At 63.4% G+C, this 14798-nt stretch carries 18 protein-coding genes; 11 read left to right on the forward strand and 7 right to left on the reverse strand.

Annotated elements, in window-relative coordinates; genetic code table 11:
* The first annotated feature begins 6 nt into the window (after positions 1 to 6).
* The 8 genes from VF34_RS06150 to VF34_RS06185 all read left to right on the forward strand — a co-directional run bounded on the left by VF34_RS06150 (position 7) and on the right by VF34_RS06185 (position 6229).
* Positions 7 to 399 (forward strand): hypothetical protein, encoded by a 393-nt coding sequence (locus VF34_RS06150; RefSeq protein WP_027495455.1) that lies wholly within the window; start codon positions 7 to 9, stop codon positions 397 to 399.
* Positions 400 to 405: 6 nt separating this feature from the next.
* Positions 406 to 1164, forward strand: coding sequence for a 1-acyl-sn-glycerol-3-phosphate acyltransferase (locus VF34_RS06155; protein WP_027495456.1), 759 nt, complete (start codon positions 406 to 408; stop codon positions 1162 to 1164).
* Positions 1165 to 1198: 34 nt separating this feature from the next.
* The gene (locus VF34_RS06160) at positions 1199 to 1744 is read left to right on the forward strand and encodes a TetR/AcrR family transcriptional regulator (protein ID WP_032400433.1); all 546 of its coding nucleotides are present in this window, start codon (positions 1199 to 1201) and stop codon (positions 1742 to 1744) included.
* A gap of 107 nt (positions 1745 to 1851) precedes the next feature.
* A complete protein-coding gene (locus VF34_RS06165) occupies positions 1852 to 3441 on the forward strand; it encodes a GMC oxidoreductase (protein WP_045841073.1) in 1590 nt (529 codons plus the stop codon).
* A gap of 20 nt (positions 3442 to 3461) precedes the next feature.
* Entirely contained in the window at positions 3462 to 4754 is a 1293-nt protein-coding gene (locus tag VF34_RS06170; RefSeq protein ID WP_231578195.1) for a lipase family protein, read from the forward strand.
* Positions 4739 to 5026 carry a hypothetical protein gene (locus tag VF34_RS25215; protein WP_032389705.1) on the forward strand — a complete coding sequence of 96 codons (288 nt, stop codon included), beginning with the start codon at positions 4739 to 4741 and terminating at the stop codon, positions 5024 to 5026. Before VF34_RS06170 ends, VF34_RS25215 begins: the two co-directional genes overlap by 16 nt.
* The gene (locus VF34_RS06180) at positions 5013 to 5756 is read left to right on the forward strand and encodes an EAL domain-containing protein (RefSeq protein WP_197077437.1); all 744 of its coding nucleotides are present in this window, start codon (positions 5013 to 5015) and stop codon (positions 5754 to 5756) included. Before VF34_RS25215 ends, VF34_RS06180 begins: the two co-directional genes overlap by 14 nt.
* A 140-nt stretch (positions 5757 to 5896) precedes the next feature.
* Entirely contained in the window at positions 5897 to 6229 is a 333-nt protein-coding gene (locus tag VF34_RS06185) for a DUF3140 domain-containing protein (RefSeq protein ID WP_032387659.1), read from the forward strand.
* 112 nt (positions 6230 to 6341) lie between these two features.
* On the opposite strand, the gene VF34_RS06190 is transcribed toward VF34_RS06185, so the two are convergent.
* Positions 6342 to 6776 (reverse strand): GNAT family N-acetyltransferase, encoded by a 435-nt coding sequence (locus tag VF34_RS06190; RefSeq protein WP_045841074.1) that lies wholly within the window; start codon positions 6774 to 6776, stop codon positions 6342 to 6344.
* 31 nt (positions 6777 to 6807) lie between these two features.
* Positions 6808 to 7227 carry a DUF4234 domain-containing protein gene (locus tag VF34_RS06195; protein ID WP_027495463.1) on the reverse strand — a complete coding sequence of 140 codons (420 nt, stop codon included), beginning with the start codon at positions 7225 to 7227 and terminating at the stop codon, positions 6808 to 6810.
* 214 nt (positions 7228 to 7441) lie between these two features.
* Here VF34_RS06195 and VF34_RS25500 point away from each other — a divergent pair, with 214 nt between their 5' ends.
* Entirely contained in the window at positions 7442 to 7834 is a 393-nt protein-coding gene (locus tag VF34_RS25500) for an ankyrin repeat domain-containing protein (RefSeq protein ID WP_231578196.1), read from the forward strand.
* 2 nt (positions 7835 to 7836) lie between these two features.
* On the opposite strand, the gene VF34_RS06205 is transcribed toward VF34_RS25500, so the two are convergent.
* The 4 genes from VF34_RS06205 to VF34_RS25220 all read right to left on the reverse strand — a co-directional run bounded on the left by VF34_RS06205 (position 7837) and on the right by VF34_RS25220 (position 12184).
* The gene (locus VF34_RS06205) at positions 7837 to 9975 is read right to left on the reverse strand and encodes a catalase (protein ID WP_045841075.1); all 2139 of its coding nucleotides are present in this window, start codon (positions 9973 to 9975) and stop codon (positions 7837 to 7839) included.
* Between the two features lie 70 nt (positions 9976 to 10045).
* Positions 10046 to 10690, reverse strand: coding sequence for a GAF and ANTAR domain-containing protein (locus VF34_RS06210; protein WP_052718612.1), 645 nt, complete (start codon positions 10688 to 10690; stop codon positions 10046 to 10048).
* A gap of 214 nt (positions 10691 to 10904) precedes the next feature.
* Positions 10905 to 11957: a YihY/virulence factor BrkB family protein gene (locus VF34_RS06215; RefSeq protein WP_045841077.1), complete on the reverse strand. Its 1053-nt coding sequence runs from the start codon at positions 11955 to 11957 to the stop codon at positions 10905 to 10907.
* 74 nt (positions 11958 to 12031) lie between these two features.
* Positions 12032 to 12184, reverse strand: coding sequence for a hypothetical protein (locus tag VF34_RS25220; protein ID WP_196248994.1), 153 nt, complete (start codon positions 12182 to 12184; stop codon positions 12032 to 12034).
* 106 nt (positions 12185 to 12290) lie between these two features.
* On the opposite strand from VF34_RS25220, the gene VF34_RS06220 reads away from it, so the two are divergent.
* On the forward strand, positions 12291 to 13361 hold the full coding sequence (locus VF34_RS06220) for an NAD-dependent epimerase/dehydratase family protein (protein WP_045841207.1): 1071 nt from the start codon (positions 12291 to 12293) through the stop codon (positions 13359 to 13361).
* Between the two features lie 42 nt (positions 13362 to 13403).
* Positions 13404 to 13784, forward strand: coding sequence for a VOC family protein (locus VF34_RS06225; RefSeq protein ID WP_045841078.1), 381 nt, complete (start codon positions 13404 to 13406; stop codon positions 13782 to 13784).
* Here VF34_RS06225 and VF34_RS06230 read toward each other — a convergent pair.
* A complete protein-coding gene (locus VF34_RS06230; protein WP_045841079.1) occupies positions 13771 to 14736 on the reverse strand; it encodes a bile acid:sodium symporter family protein in 966 nt (321 codons plus the stop codon). The two genes, VF34_RS06225 and VF34_RS06230, sit on opposite strands and share 14 nt — an antisense overlap.
* Between the last annotated feature and the right edge of the window lie 62 nt (positions 14737 to 14798).

The raw sequence follows: 14798 nt of genomic DNA on the forward strand, positions 1-14798 counted from the left end.
AATTTCATGGCTTTCGGCTCTGCGTCCGGTCTGGTTCGTCGTCTTCCCGAGGCGGTCGGGCTTGCTCGGGCCGCGATCGGCATCGCCCACATGGTGGCGCCCACTCGCGCCAACGAACTCCTCGCCGGGCCCGATGCTGCGGTGGCGACGACGCGAGCTGCGGCTCGCACCTTCGGAATTCGGGAAATCTACATCGGCGGCGGCCTGTATGCGGCAACTCGGCTCGCGCCGAAGGCCGTGCGCACCCTGCTGCGAGCAGGTGTGGCCGTCGACGTCTGGGACACGGCGGCGTTCGCGCTCACCGCTCACCTGCCGCCACGAACGAGAACAGCCGGCTGTGCAATCGCCGGAGGTTTCGTGATCGCCGGCGCGCTGGCAGACCTGCAACTGGACCGGTAGCCGGCGGTGGACAACATCGCTCGAGTCGTTCGCGCGGCGAGCATCAGTGCTGTTCGCCTCTACAACCGATTGGAAGTGACCGTAGCGCAACCGGTTCCGGATACCCCGGTGCTGTTCGTCGCCAACCACGGGTTCGGCGGAGTCATCGATCTCAATGTGTTCGCATTCGCGGCCGCATACGACGAGCTCGGTATCGACCGCGAGCTGATCACGTTGACCCACCAGATCGCGTGGACTCTGCATGCCGAGAAGCTGATCGAACCGTTCGGTGCCAGGCCCGCCGGACGACAAACGGCCCTGGACGCTTTTGCGGAGGGCAGCAATGTCCTGGTCTTCCCGGGCGGTGACGTCGATGCTTTGAAATCGTGGCGGCACCGCAACGACATAGTGTTCTCGGGTCGGACCGGGTTCGCCCGTTTGGCAATCGAGGCGGGGGTGCCGGTCGTCCCCGTCGTCACAGCGGGAGCGGGGGAGTCCCTGCTGGTACTCAGCAGTGGTAAGCAGTTGGCGAAGGCGCTGAGGTTGGACAAGGTACTGCGGCTCAAAACGTTTCCGTTGTCGGTGTCCATTCCGTGGGGCGTCAATCTCGGTCTGGTCGGGCTTCTTCCGTACCTGCCGCTCCCCACCAAACTCGAGACGTCGGTGCTCGCGCCCATGCATCCCGACGCCGACGAGTCGGCGGAGGAGTTCGCGGGGCGGGTGCACGGGGCGATGCAGGCCGAGCTCGAAAAATTGACGAAGAATCGGCGGCCTCTCATCGGATGACTCGCCGAGCCGGCGATGCAGTCATACTCGGACCATGCGCTCGAAGCAGAAGATTCTCGACGCCACCCTCGGGCTCATCGTCCAGGGTGGGTTCGAGGATGTCACCATTGCCGCGGCTGCGCGGGCTGCGGGCGTGACGCGTCAGACGGTGTATTCGATTTTCACCACCCGTGAGGACATGATCTCCGAGGCCATGGTCGGCCTTGTCGTCGGCATCATCGGTGGCATCCGAGAGGAGGCCGATCGAGCCGAAACGCCATCGGAGTTCATCGTCGAGATGATCGTGTCCGCACGCAACCTCGTTCGCAGCGAGCCTGTGCTCAACTCGCTGCTACGTTCTGGCAACGCCAACCCGTTGTTCGATCCGGACGTCGTGGATCGGGCCGAGCCAGTGGCGCGTCAATTCCTCGATGGTTACATCGAACGGAACCCACAATTCGATTCGACTCGGTTCGAAGGTATCGAGCGAGTGCTGGTTCGAGTGGCGCTGTCCGTCATCCTGTTCGACGACGCGCAGATCCACGACGACGACGGTTTGCGGTCATACCTGCGGCGCTGGCTGATTCCGCTCTTGTTCTAAAAGGACCCCAAAAACTTGACACCATAAGCCGCATCTGTCTAGTTTTGCTTCGCACGTGCACGTGACACAGGTCTCGGTGCGCGCTGCTGCACACCATTGGGGGGTACGTGTCGAATTTGAATCGCCGTTCGTTTCTCGGCGCGACTGGAATTGCGGGATTGGCCGCACTGTCGGGCGCGGGGGTGGCGCGAGCAGCGGGCGGGCGACGCGTCCAGATCCCGCTGACCCGCGAGGATCATCGTGTGGTGATCATCGGATCGGGGTTCGGCGGTGGCGTCGCCGCATTGCGCCTGGCCGAAGCCGGGGTGCCGGTTCTGGTGCTCGAGCGCGGAAGGCGTTGGAACACAGGCCCGAATGCGGACACGTTTCCCGATGCCACGTCACCGGACAAGCGGATGCTGTGGCACGGTTCGAGTCCCAACCTGTTCGGTAGGCCAGTTCCGTTCGATCCGTACGTCGGCCTCCTCGAGGCGGTGCCCGGAGACAACATGACTGCGCTGTGCGCGGCCGGTGTCGGAGGCGGATCCCTGATCTACCAGGGAATGACACTGCAGCCATCGCCGCCGGTGTTCGAGGAACACTTTCCGGCCGGTCTGGATTGGCCGACTCTGAATCGGGTGCACTACCCACGCGTGGCGCGGATGTTGCAGCTCCAGCAGGCTCCCGACGAGTTGATCGGTACGCCCAATTATCAAGCAGCGCGGGTGTTTGCGGCCAATGCTCGTCGAGCGGGGCTGCCGGTGTCCAAGATCCCGATGCCAATCGACTGGAACTTCGCCCTCGACGAGACGCGCGGGGTGATGGCACCGTCGTACACCGATGGGTCCGGTGCATTCGGAGTCAACAACGGCGGCAAGCACTCCGTGGACGTCACCTACATCGCGGCCGCCGAGGCGACGGGACTGGCTACGGTTGCGACACATCACCACGTCACCAGTGTCGAGCGGCGTGACGACGGCCGTTGGACGGTGTATGTCGATCGGATCGACTCCGACGGAACGGTATTGGAAAACAAGGTACTCACCGCCGGCGCATTGATCATGGCGGCGGGCAGCCTGAACACCACGAAGCTGCTCGTGCGTGCCGGTGCCACCGGAGCTATCTCGGACTTGCCGGACCAGCTCGGACAGGGTTGGGGCACCAATGCCGATCGCATCTACGTGTGGTCGAGCATCGAGCAGCAATTCGGTGCACCCCAAGGCGGACCGGTGGTGTTCGGCAGTCTGAACTGGGACGACCCGAACACCGCGCACACCGTCATCCAGGCCTCGATACCGCCGTTGTCGTTCGATGCCCACAGCACGATGCTCGTCGGATACGGAGTCAGCAGCGGCCGCGGCCATTTCGGCTACGACTCCTCCATGGACCAGGTTCGACTACATTGGCCGGCCGACGGCGACAGCCTGATTCAGGACGGTTCGATCGATCCGACGGTGCGTCGTATCGCCGGATCAGGCAGTGTTCTCACCGATACCAATGCACTGTTCCCGTCCACTTGGCATCCGTTGGGTGGGGCCAACATGGGCGCGGTATGTGATCTCGACGGTCGTGTCCACGGCCAGCGAGGACTGTATGTCCTCGACGGGGCGCTTATGCCCGGCACCACCGCAGCGTGCAACCCATCCATGACCATCGCCGCACTGGCCGAACGTGCGTTGGACAACATCGTTGTCGACGATATCGGCTCCGTTATCTGACCCCCACCAGAAAGAGACCGATGCATCTGTACCGCACCATGATCGGCGTCGCAGTCACCGCCGTGCTCGCGTCTTCCCTGACCGTGCTCGGCGGCTCGGCAGCGAATGCCGACCCCGTCGACGACTTCTACGTCCCTCCGGCTCAGGTCGTCGACGACCCGGGGGCCGTGTTGCGGACGCAGCCGATGTCACTGTTCGCGGCTCTGCCCGGTGCGGACGGTGCCTACCCCGTTCAGGCGCAGCGGGTGCTGTACACGTCACGGACGCAGGACGATACGCCGGTGGGTGTGTCGGGCACGTTCATCGAGACCGAGGTGCCCTGGCGTGGTGCAGGCCCGCGGCCGACCATCGTCGTCGCGCCCGGCACGGTGGGTCAGGCCGATCAGTGCGCTCCTTCTCGTGCGTTTCCGACGACTGTCAACGCTGTGGCACAGCCATTGTCGATCTCGTTCAATCAGGAGTTGTTGTCTTCCACTCTGTGGGGATCGATGGGTGCCAACGTATTCGTGACCGACTACATCGGGTTGGGAACGCCCGGTGTGCACACCTATGTCAATCGTGTCGAGCAGGCTCATGCGGTGCTCGACGGTGCTCGTGCCGCGAACGAGCTCCTCGGTGATACCGATGCACCCGTTGGTATTTGGGGGTACTCCCAGGGCGGTGGGGCGGCAGCCGCGGCGGCCGAACTGGCCTCGGAGTACGCACCGGGGCTGAATGTGAAGGGCACCTGGGCCGGAGCTCCCACAGCGGACTTGCTCGAGGTGTTGAAGACCGTCGACGGGACGCTGATCGGAGGGGTGATCGGCTATGCCCTCAACGGGTTCGTAGAGCGGGATCCGAGCTTGCTGCCGCTCGTCGAAGAGCGACTCACCGATCACGGCAAGGCAGTGCTGAACGATCTGTCGACGCAGTGCATCGGCGACACCATTCTGAAGTACCCGTTCCTGCGAACCGAATCGTTGACCGCGGACGGTAAGTCGATGCTCGAGAATCTGGGCACCATTCCGCAGGCGGGTCGCATCCTCGAGGCTCAGCGGATCGGTCGTAGTACTCCGAACGCACCGGTGATGATCACCAGCGGACTCAACGACGACACCGTGCCGTACGGTCAGGCCCGGCAGTTGGCTCAGGATTGGTGTGGGCGAGGGGCCACGGTGGAGTTCCGAACCAACCCGTTGCCGCCGATCCTGCAGGGTGCGGTGTTGCCCAACCACTTCGGGCCGCAGCTGATCGACGGGTACGGCGGCGCCGCTGCAAAGTTCCTGATGGATCGGTTCGCCGACGTCCCCATGGCACCATGCTCCATCGACTGATCGGCGGCCGCAGGCGCTGGCGGCCGGTGCGAGAATTCGTACTGCGCAATCGTTGTCCCGCAGCCTCGACCGTCGAGCAGCGTGCCCATGACTATGTGGCGATAGCAGACGCGTTCGGGCTGTGCTGGCCGCCGGATGGACAGCGTGCCAGGGCACTGCTGACCAGTTTCGGCGATCGGGATCCCGATGCCGTCCTTGCCGCGATGCGCCCGATTGCAGCTCCGGTTCAGCTCCACCCGGTGGTGCGGGTGTGGAATCGTGCCGTCGACTAGGGCAGCGTCGACACCGCTGCGCTCGACCCTGTTGCGGTCGCAGCGTCGAGTGGAGGCTGTGATTGCAGGCGGTGGCCCGGACATCGTCTTTCAGCCGATCGTCCGTGCACGCGATGGGGTGATCGAGGGATACGAGGCCCTGTCGCGTTTCCCGGCGGGCGGCGGTGACACCGAGGCGTGGTTCGCGGATGCAGCGCAGTGCGGCCTCGGTCCTGCTCTAGACAGATCTGCGGCCGTCAAGGCATTGGGCGAATCAGCGCGTCTGCCGGATGGTTGCTTCGTTGCGGTGAACCTCAGTGCTGCAACGCTACTGGTCGATGCCGCCCTCGTGGATGTGCTGCTCGACTTCGGCCGACGACGGTCACTGGTAATCGAGCTCACCGAACATGCCGCCCAGGACGACGAGGATGCGGTGATCGCAGTGTTGGCCGAACTTCGACGCGGCGGCGTCGCCGTTGCAGTGGACGATGTGGGATCCGGATACGCAGGTATGCGGCAGCTCGTCGTGCTCGAGCCGCAGATCATCAAACTCGACGCGTTCGTCGTTCACGGCATGAAAGGCAATCGCGTGAAGTCGGCCTTGGCCGAACTGGTGCTCGAGTTCGCGCGAAAAACGGAGGCCAGGTGCGTGTTCGAGGGCATCGAGACCGACGACGACCTCGAAGCGGCCACGTCGATCGGGGCCGACCTGCTGCAGGGCTTCCGAGTGGGCCGTCCTGCGACGGTGTGATCCGATCTGACCAGCAGGTTGAGTACCGCCCAACTGTGGGTATGCGGCGGATTAGGAACGAGACGAGTTCCGAAGGCCGATGCGGTCGAACGGGAGACACGCGGCACCACCACCGAGGGTGAATCGAAGGAGACGGACTGATGGCCGATGACGACAGTGACATCAAGACGGAGTTCGATGACCTCGTCAACATGACGGCGAAGGAACTCGACGAGTTTCTCGGCACCGACGACTCGAAGGACGTTGGGCAAAAGAAGGAGGGCGGTGAGTCGACGGGCCACGAGAGCGGCCGCCGCATCGTCGAAATCCTGAAGACGAAGAAGGCGGACCTGTCCGACGACGACTACGAGCACATGCGAAAGGTCGTCGGCTACTGCAAACGACACCTTGCGCAGCGGCCCGACGGGGACATCACCGACACCAAATGGCGCTACTCATTGATGAACTGGGGCCACGACCCGAAGAAGAAGTGATCTCGCTTCGCTGACGGAAGGTCTGCTCCAGTCGGGGCCTCGGTCGCGAGGATTCTCCGACTCGGGGCCCAGAGTGGAGCACAAGTTGCACACGCACCGACACTGGGCTGATTCAGCTGGGATGGGTGGACATCTTCACGTGCGGGATTCCCGCTTCCAGGTATTGCTCGCCCATCCGAACGAATCCGAAGCGGCCGTACCACTTTTCGAGGTGTGCTTGCGCGGACATCTCGACCACCCCGGGGTACGCCTTCAGCGCGGCCTCGACGAGCTGTCCGGCATAACCGCGCCCACGCCCCGCAGCCGCAGTCGCGACGCGGCCGATGTGGACCGAATCGTCGACGAGCACTCGGAGTGTGGCCAACACCTCGTCGTTTTCGTCCTGGATCCAGAACAGTTCGGTCGTCGGAAATAGGTCCGCGCCATCGAGTTCGGCCTCGTCGACGATCTTCTGTTCGTGCACGAATACCGCGACCCGCAGCGCCATGATGCGATACAGGGTGCTCGGGTCGACGCGCGAGAGCGGTGCGTGATGGAGGGTGGTCATCGGGTCCGTTTCGTCGTTTCGGTTTCGGGATTCACACCGCGAGCGGCACAACGGTTCCCGGCGGTACGTCGTTGTATCGGGCCGTGATCTTGTTCAGTTCCAACTGGTAATACAGGGACTGCAGGCCGAAGACGAACGTGAGCAGAAGTCCGACGACCGAGCTGCACGTCGGCTGCAGGCCGGCCGCGCGTTGAGCGTCGGCGATGCGGTTTCCGGTGTTGTAGTAGCTGATCAACGGCGCAATGATGGTCCAGCCGAGGAGGAGCAGAACCAGCAGTGGGCCGACGACCGGCGGGTCGACCTTGCGTCGGTCGAAGTCCGCCATCTCACGGTGGATGAGGTAGTACCAGACGAAGTGGTAGATGCCGAGAGTGATGAGCGGCAACAGAATCCAGACCACAACGGGATTTCGCCGCTTCATAGCGCTACCTTGGGCAACCGGACCGGTCATGACGCTCCCCCCACCTTGTCGGACACGACAGACGCCGCATGTCCGTGGACCGCACGATTCTCCCACGTCGGTGGGTCCGTACGCGAGGTCTCGCTCCGTGCGGGAACACTCGCACGGTCACTACACGGAGCATGCGGTGGATAGACCGGATCAGCGCTCGATCCAGATCGACGGTGCTTGGTTGGAACCTCACTGCTCGGGGAATCATGTGTTGGTGGACGACGACGATGTTCTGGCGGTGTTTCGGCATGCATTCGACTGCGCGCGCAGCGGTGACGCCTCGTGGTTGCAGTCGTTCTTCGAGGCCGGGGGCTCCGTCGACTTGACCAACGACAAGGGCGACACACTGTTGATTCTCGCGGCGTATCACGTACAACCGGGTGCGGTGAGCACGCTGCTCACGCTGGGGGCAGCGGTGGATTGCGTGAACGACAACGGCCAGACAGCGTTGGCGGCCGCGGTGTTTCGTCGGTCGACGCCCATTGTGAGGATGTTGCTGGAGGCAGGCGCGGACCCCGCAGCCGGAGCTCGATCGGCGCACGCAATCGCCCAGTACTTCGAGTTGGACGACATGGCAGCGATGCTGACCGAGCCCCAGTCGGGGTAGCCCTACTTCCTGGCCTTGGCCTTGGCTGCCCGCTTACGAGCAGGCTTGTCGGGGACTGCAGGCGGGATGTTCGACGCCATCACCGCGGGGGCACGATCCCAGGCTCGATGCAGTCCGACCGCAGCGAACAATGCGTCGTTGAACGCTTTCACCGCTGTCTCGCCGATGACGACGCCTGCGTCGTCGGCACCGATTCCGGCCTGCTCGAGCAGTGCCGCTCCGTCGCCCCAGGCACCCATCGCTTTGCAATGACGGAATGCTTCCTGCAGCAACAAGATCAGCTTGATGTCGTTCGTCGGCGTTGTTCCGCCCGCGACGACGAAGGCGTCGAACTCGATCGAACGAACTGTCAGGAATGTTCGCTCGACCACCTGAGTGCGCATGCCTTTGCCGAGGATGCCGCCGGCCGCAGCGATGACGTGCACTGTGGCACCGCGGCGCGCGGCTGCCGTCCGTAGCTTGCCGATTCCGGACAGGTCCGATCCGGCGTCGGCGATGACGCCGATCTTGCGTCCGGCAATCGGTCCCGGAGCCTCGACGATCTGAGACAGTGCGGGGGAGAGCAATACGTCCTCAGCGGGTGTGCCGACAGGTGCAGGCAGGCCGAGGCCGGCGGCGACGCGCTCGCACAGATCGGCGTCGACGTTCGACAGAACCTCGAGCTCACGTTCCTTGATCGACTGCTCGAACACTTTGCCCAGCTCGAACGTGAATGCCTCGACGAGGTGATCCTGCTCGACGGCACTGAGGCTGCGATAGAACATGGTGGGCTGAGTGAAGTGATCGTCGAAGGATGCGGGGTTCGCTCGTACAGCGCGGCCCTCGATGAGGCGTTCGGTCTGCACGTAACCGTGGTCCTTCTCACCTGCTACCGCTGGTTCTCCGTCGTCGATGGAGTTGCTGAGGTACGGGGCAAGGCCGGTGTGAACGGCGGTCTGGTGCATGCCGTCTCGCAGCATGTCGTTGACAGGTGCATGCGGTCGGTTGATCGGCAGTTGCGAGAAATTGGGGCCGCCGAGACGCGTGATCTGGGTGTCCAGGTAAGAGAACAGACGCGCCTGCATCAGCGGGTCGTTGGTGACTTCGATGCCCGGCACCAGGTGGCCCGTGTGGAACGCGACCTGCTCGGTTTCGGCGAAGTAGTTCGTGGGGTTCGCGTCGAGGGTGAGCTTGCCGATGGGTTGCACCGGAACCAGTTCTTCGGGAACGATTTTCGTGGGATCGAGCAGATCGATACCCTCGTAGGTCTCGGTGCCGTCGTCGGGCATGACCTGGATTCCGAATTCGTATTCCAGTGGGGCACCGGCCTTGATGCCGTCGGACATGTCGCGTCGATGGAAGTCCGGATCGACGCCCGCTGCGATCTGGGCTTCCTCCCACACCAGTGAATGCACTCCGGCGAGCGGCTTCCAATGAAATTTCACGAGCCTGGTCTCGCCGTTCTCGGCCACGAGGCGGAACGTGTGGACGCCGAAGCCTTCCATAGTGCGATACGAGCGCGGGATACCTCGATCGCTCATGTTCCACATGACGTGGTGAGTTGCCTCGGTGTGCAGCGAGACGAAGTCCCAGAACGAGTCGTGTGCCGACTGAGCCTGCGGCAGTTCGATATCGGGCTGCGGTTTGCCGGCGTGAATGATGTCCGGGAACTTGATGCCGTCCTGGATGAAGAAGACGGGCATGTTGTTTCCGACCAGGTCGAAGGTTCCTTCGTCGGTGTAGAACTTGACCGCGAAACCGCGGGTGTCGCGGACGGTGTCGGCGGAACCACGCGATCCGAGAACGGTCGAGAAGCGGACGAAAACCGGTGTCCGCTTGCCCTTCTGGGCGAGGAATCCTGCCTTGGTCACGGTCTTCGCCGACCCGTAGGACTCGAACGTTCCATGTGCGGCGGCACCGCGTGCGTGCACGACGCGCTCCGGAATTCGCTCGTGATCGAAGTGGGTGATCTTCTCGCGGAGGTGGAAGTCCTCGAGCAACGTCGGGCCGCGATCGCCCGCCTTGAGCGAATGATCGGTGTCGGGGAGACGTACGCCTTGCGCTGTGGTCAGGAAATCACCGGTCTGGGCTCTCGTATCGCGAGCTCCGGTCGGGCCGTTGGGTGCCGGCGACGATTGATCCGGGCGAGGGATGGGTGGCATGTTCGGCCTTCTTTCGTTGTTGGAGCTGTCAACTCGGACGTTCGTGGTCGATGGACGGTGGGCTTCGATGTCACGTGCTCCCCGGGTCGTCGTAGAACAAGCCGTCTCCGCGGACGATGTCGAACGCGAGGGAGGAGATCGAGCGGGCATCGGCGTAGGCACGGGCACGCAGCCGCGCGGTTGCCTCGTCGAGCGACACATGCAGACGTTCGGCCAACACACCGACCGCAATGTTGATGTCGGACCGAGCGAAGCGAAATGCGCCCTCGGGTGGTCGAAGTGTCGACTCGTCGAAATAATTCGGTCGGGCTGCCACTTCTCCGACGACGATGTCACCGAGGGTCGACGCCGCAGCCTGGGCAGCGGCGATCTGTTGTGTCGTCATCGTTCCCGACTTTTGGGTGTAGAGCTCGAGGACCCCGAGTCGAGCACCACCACTGAACAAAGGGAACGCGTACACCCCATGCACGCCGAGCTCCTGAAGAACTTCCGACGCGAACGACGGCCATCCCGTGGTATCGGGCCGATTACCGATGTCCGGGTGTAGTTGCGGCTCCCCGGTGACGAAGGCATCGATACAGGGGCCCTCGCCGGTGGTGAATTGGAGCTCGTCGAGGCGGGCTGCTTCGGAGTTCGTGGCGTACAGCAGATCCCGAGCATCTGCATCGTCGGTGAGGATGGCGACCGCGGCTCCGTCCACGCCGGCGTCGGTCACACACCTCTTGCTGACTCGTACAACCCCCTCCAAGTGGTGTCCGTACATCGACGCGCCGAAGCTACCCGAGTCCGGGGCGTGGGCGCGTCGGGACTCTTCCGTATTTTCTTCCTCAGCCACGTTGCCCTGCCTTTCTGCGTCATTCGCACCGCCACACCGGATCAGCGCACCACGCGGATCTGTTTCATCGATCGGTCGGTGGCGTCCGGGATGTTCACGGAGTCCGGTTGTGTTCCTCCCGCAATTTGCGACCCTCTTCGACAGCCTGCGCATCCTTTTCATCGTTCTTGTCCGATACCCGGGTGTCGCGGGGCGGCAGTTGCAGACGTTCTTCGGCGACGATTCCGGCCTGGAGTTGGCGGCCGCGTTCGAGTTCGGAGTCCAGTTCGGCACCGAACAGCAAGGCCAAGTTTGTGATCCACAGCCACAGCAGGAACACGATGGCTCCGGCAAGGGAGCCGTAGGTCTTGTTGTAGCTGGAGAAGTTGGCGACGTAGAAGCCGAACGCGACGGTGGCGAGAATCCATACGACGATGCCGACCGCGGCACCGGAACTGATCCATTTGAACTTGGGCTGCTGCACATTCGGTGTTGCGTAGTACAGAATCGCGACCGCGAGTACCACCACGATCAGGACCAGCGGCCAGCGTGCGATGTTCCAGATCGTCAGTGCGGTGTCGCCCAGTCCGACGGCGTCGCCCACAGCTTTGGCCACGGGGCCACTGATTGCCAGCATGACGGCGGCGAGCGCGATGAGGACCAGGGCGATGAGCGTGACCAGAAGCATCACGGGGCGCAGCTTCCAGATGGGCCGTCCCTCGTCCACCTCGTACATGCGGTTCATCGCGCGGCCGAATGCGCCGACGTAGCCGGATGCAGACCACAGTGCGCCTGCGATACCGATGATCAACGCGAATCCGGCAGTGGGCGCTTGGACGAGCTGTTCGATGGTTGGACGCAACGTGTCGACAGCGGATTGCGGGCCGAGATCGCCGACGATCTGCAGCACGCCGTCGACCGTGGCCTGTCCCTGGCCGAACACACCCAGCAACGACACGATGGCCAGGATGGCGGGGAAGAGCGAGAGCACGGCGTAGTAGGTCAACGCGGCTGCAAGGTCGGTGCACTGATCCCGGGAGAACTCACGGGCAGTCTTCTTCAGAACATAGATCCACGACGGCTTGGTCAGATCGGCGGGTGAATCCGCTTTGCGCGGATCGTCCGGATCTGCCTCGGTGGGTGCGGGTGATGCTGCTGAATCGGCCATGGCGATCGCATACCCGGGGTTTTTCGGTGGAAACCGGGAAATGCGACCGCCATGACGGTCGTTCGATTCGGCCGTCAGTTCACTTCGTTGCGCTCGTGCTCGGTACGCGACTCGAGGTCGTTGTCGTCGAGATGCTTCGGCGTCTTGGCGTGCTCTTTGTGGTCGGGGTGAGCTTCCTCGGTGGGGATCATGACGTCGTCGAGGGTCGGTTCGTTGTTTTCAGTCATGGTGATTCGATGCCCGGGAGGATGGCGGCTCAAACTCGTGAATCACGTCGGTTTCGATCGACGCACACGAGGGCACTTCGACTGTGGTCGATTTTCGGAGGTAGAGATGCGAACAGTAGTGATCGGCGCGACCGGCAATGTCGGCACCGCCCTGCTGCGAAGGCTCACCGACGAGCATCCGGGCAACTCCATTGTCGCCGTAGCGCGGCGTCCGCCGAGCCTCAATCCTTTTGCCGAGCAGGTCGACTGGGTTCCGCTGGATCTCACCGGCGAACACGCACCGTACGAGCTACGCGCGTTGTGCCGCGGCGCAGACGCAGTGGTTCATCTGGCCATCGCCTTCCAGCCGATGCGTGATCGCGATTATCTGCGGGCAGTCAATGTCGACGCAGTGCGCACGGTGGCAACGGCCTGTGCGGACGCCGGAGTTCCTCGTCTGGTGCACATGTCTTCCGGCGGGGTGTACGCACCGGGGTCGTACGGCGAGAATGTCGACGAGTCGTGGCCGAGAACGGGGGTGTCTTCGTCGACGTACAGCATGGACAAGGCCGCCGCCGAGGATGTGCTCGACGAGTTCGAGGCAGCGCATCCCGATGTCGCGGTCGCTCGAATCAGGCCGGGCCTGATCGGGCAGTACGAGTTCGGAAGCGCGCTGTTGCGTTACGCCCTACCCGATCTCGTGCCGTCGGCAATCGTCGATCATCTTCCGATCCTGCCCATCGACAGGTCGTTCGCCGTTCCGGCTGCCCACAGCGACGATGTCGCCGATGCCACCGTGCGAGTGCTGGATAGGCGTGCAACCGGGCCCTACAACCTCGGCGGCCCGACGCCCGTGCGAGCCCACGACGTGGCCGACGCGTTCGGTGCCCGCATCGTGCCTGTGCCCTCTCGGGTGTTGTCCGCTGCTGCGCGCCTCGGCTTCGAGACCCACGTGTCCGCAGTCCATCACGGTTGGGTCGATCTCGCGTTCGCCACCCCGATGTTGAACACCGACCGCGCTCGACGGGACCTGGACTGGACTCCGCGAATCGATGGTCCGGACGTGGCCCGAGAGGTCATTCGGGGTATGCGCGACAACGCGGGTGCGTCCACCACGTCCCTGCGCGCGCGTACCGCGAAGGACCGCCTGCGAGCATTCGGTCGTCGAGGATTCATTTCTCGCGCGAAAAGGCCGTGAACACGACATGTTCGACGCCGGGGCAGGTGTAAATTCCCGCCCATGGCATGTCGAATCAGTGAACTCGTACTCGAAGGTCGCGATCCCGAGGCCTTGGCATCGTTCTGGTGTGAAGTGTTGGACTTCGTCGTATTGGACAGGGAGGGTGACGGTTCCGTCGAAATCGGTGCGCGCGACGGTTTCGGCGGCTCGCAGCCGACCATCATCTTCATCCCCAGCGAGAATCCCGAGCCGGCGAAACATCGACTGCACATCGACGTCAATGCAACCGATCGAGATCAGGACGCCGAGCTCGAACGACTGCTCACCCTCGGTGCCCGACGAGTGGATATCGGCCAGACCGGCCAGGAGTCGTGGCACGTGCTGGCGGATCCGGAAGGCAATGAATTCTGTTTGCTGCGTCCAAGACTCAGTCCTGTGTGACCGTACTGTCCTGGCGGTGATCGGCACCCGTCGACCGTCTGGACCAGTAGCTGGCCAGCAGCGATCCGGATACGTTGTGCCACACCGAGAAAATCGCAGCGGGGAGTGCTGCAGCGGGCGAGAAGTGAACCGAGGCCAGTGCCGCTGCCAAGCCGGAATTCTGCATACCGACTTCGATGCTGATCGCACGACGGCTGGCGACATCGAGTCCGCATGCCCTACCGATTCCGTAGCCCACCGCGAGGCCCAGCGAGTTGTGCAGCACGACGGCAACGACGATGAGGGCACCGATCGACAGCAGGGTCGGCGCGCTGGCGGACACCACGAGGACAACCACAGCGGTGATTCCGGCAACCGAGACGAGCGGCAAGGCGTCCAGCATGCGATCGATGACCCTCGGGAACAGAAGTCGCAGTACAACTCCCAGTACGACGGGTACCAGCACGATCTGCAGGATCGAGACGAACAATCCGCCTGCATCGACCGGCAGGTATTCGCCGGCGAGCCATAGCACCAGCAGTGGTGTGAGTATGGGCGCGAGGAGTGTGGACACCGACGTCATCGCCACCGACAGTGCGGTGTCACCCTTGGCGAGGTAGACCATCACATTGGACGCGGTGCCGCCCGGTGCGGATCCGACGAGCACCATCCCGGCAGTGAGCGCAGCGGACAGACCCAGGACATTCGCAATTCCGAGACCGAGAAGCGGCATTGCGATGAACTGTGCTGCGACACCGAGCAGCAGTGCCCACGGGCGACGCGCCACCACGGCGAAGTCGGAGAGCCGCAACGTCATTCCCATGCCGAGCATGATGATCGACAACAACCACGGAACCGCGGGTGTCCCGCCGCTGAACGTGTCGGGAGTGATCAAGGCCAGAGCCCCCGCCGCGACGACGATCAGGGCAAACCATTTGCCGGTGAATTCGCTGACGGTCTTCAGCTGGGGCATGTGGAGACTCCAAAGGTGGTGGTCGAGGCGTCGGAAGTCTAGCCCGATTCTGTACTCGGACT

Source organism: Rhodococcus sp. PML026, assembly GCF_000963615.1.
Taxonomy (GTDB): domain Bacteria; phylum Actinomycetota; class Actinomycetes; order Mycobacteriales; family Mycobacteriaceae; genus Rhodococcoides; species Rhodococcoides fascians.

Coding starts and splice junctions, on each gene's coding strand:
- VF34_RS06185 (WP_032387659.1), top strand. CDS start 5,897: ATGGCCGATGACGACAGTGACATCAAGACGGAGTTCGATGACCTCGTC.
- VF34_RS06220 (WP_045841207.1), top strand. CDS start 12,291: ATGCGAACAGTAGTGATCGGCGCGACCGGCAATGTCGGCACCGCCCTG.
- VF34_RS06160 (WP_032400433.1), top strand. CDS start 1,199: ATGCGCTCGAAGCAGAAGATTCTCGACGCCACCCTCGGGCTCATCGTC.
- VF34_RS06190 (WP_045841074.1), bottom strand. CDS start 6,776: ATGACCACCCTCCATCACGCACCGCTCTCGCGCGTCGACCCGAGCACC.
- VF34_RS06230 (WP_045841079.1), bottom strand. CDS start 14,736: ATGCCCCAGCTGAAGACCGTCAGCGAATTCACCGGCAAATGGTTTGCC.
- VF34_RS25220 (WP_196248994.1), bottom strand. CDS start 12,184: ATGACTGAAAACAACGAACCGACCCTCGACGACGTCATGATCCCCACC.
- VF34_RS06205 (WP_045841075.1), bottom strand. CDS start 9,975: ATGCCACCCATCCCTCGCCCGGATCAATCGTCGCCGGCACCCAACGGC.
- VF34_RS06225 (WP_045841078.1), top strand. CDS start 13,404: ATGGCATGTCGAATCAGTGAACTCGTACTCGAAGGTCGCGATCCCGAG.
- VF34_RS06195 (WP_027495463.1), bottom strand. CDS start 7,227: ATGACCGGTCCGGTTGCCCAAGGTAGCGCTATGAAGCGGCGAAATCCC.
- VF34_RS06170 (WP_231578195.1), top strand. CDS start 3,462: ATGCATCTGTACCGCACCATGATCGGCGTCGCAGTCACCGCCGTGCTC.
- VF34_RS06150 (WP_027495455.1), top strand. CDS start 7: ATGGCTTTCGGCTCTGCGTCCGGTCTGGTTCGTCGTCTTCCCGAGGCG.
- VF34_RS06215 (WP_045841077.1), bottom strand. CDS start 11,957: ATGGCCGATTCAGCAGCATCACCCGCACCCACCGAGGCAGATCCGGAC.
- VF34_RS25215 (WP_032389705.1), top strand. CDS start 4,739: ATGCTCCATCGACTGATCGGCGGCCGCAGGCGCTGGCGGCCGGTGCGA.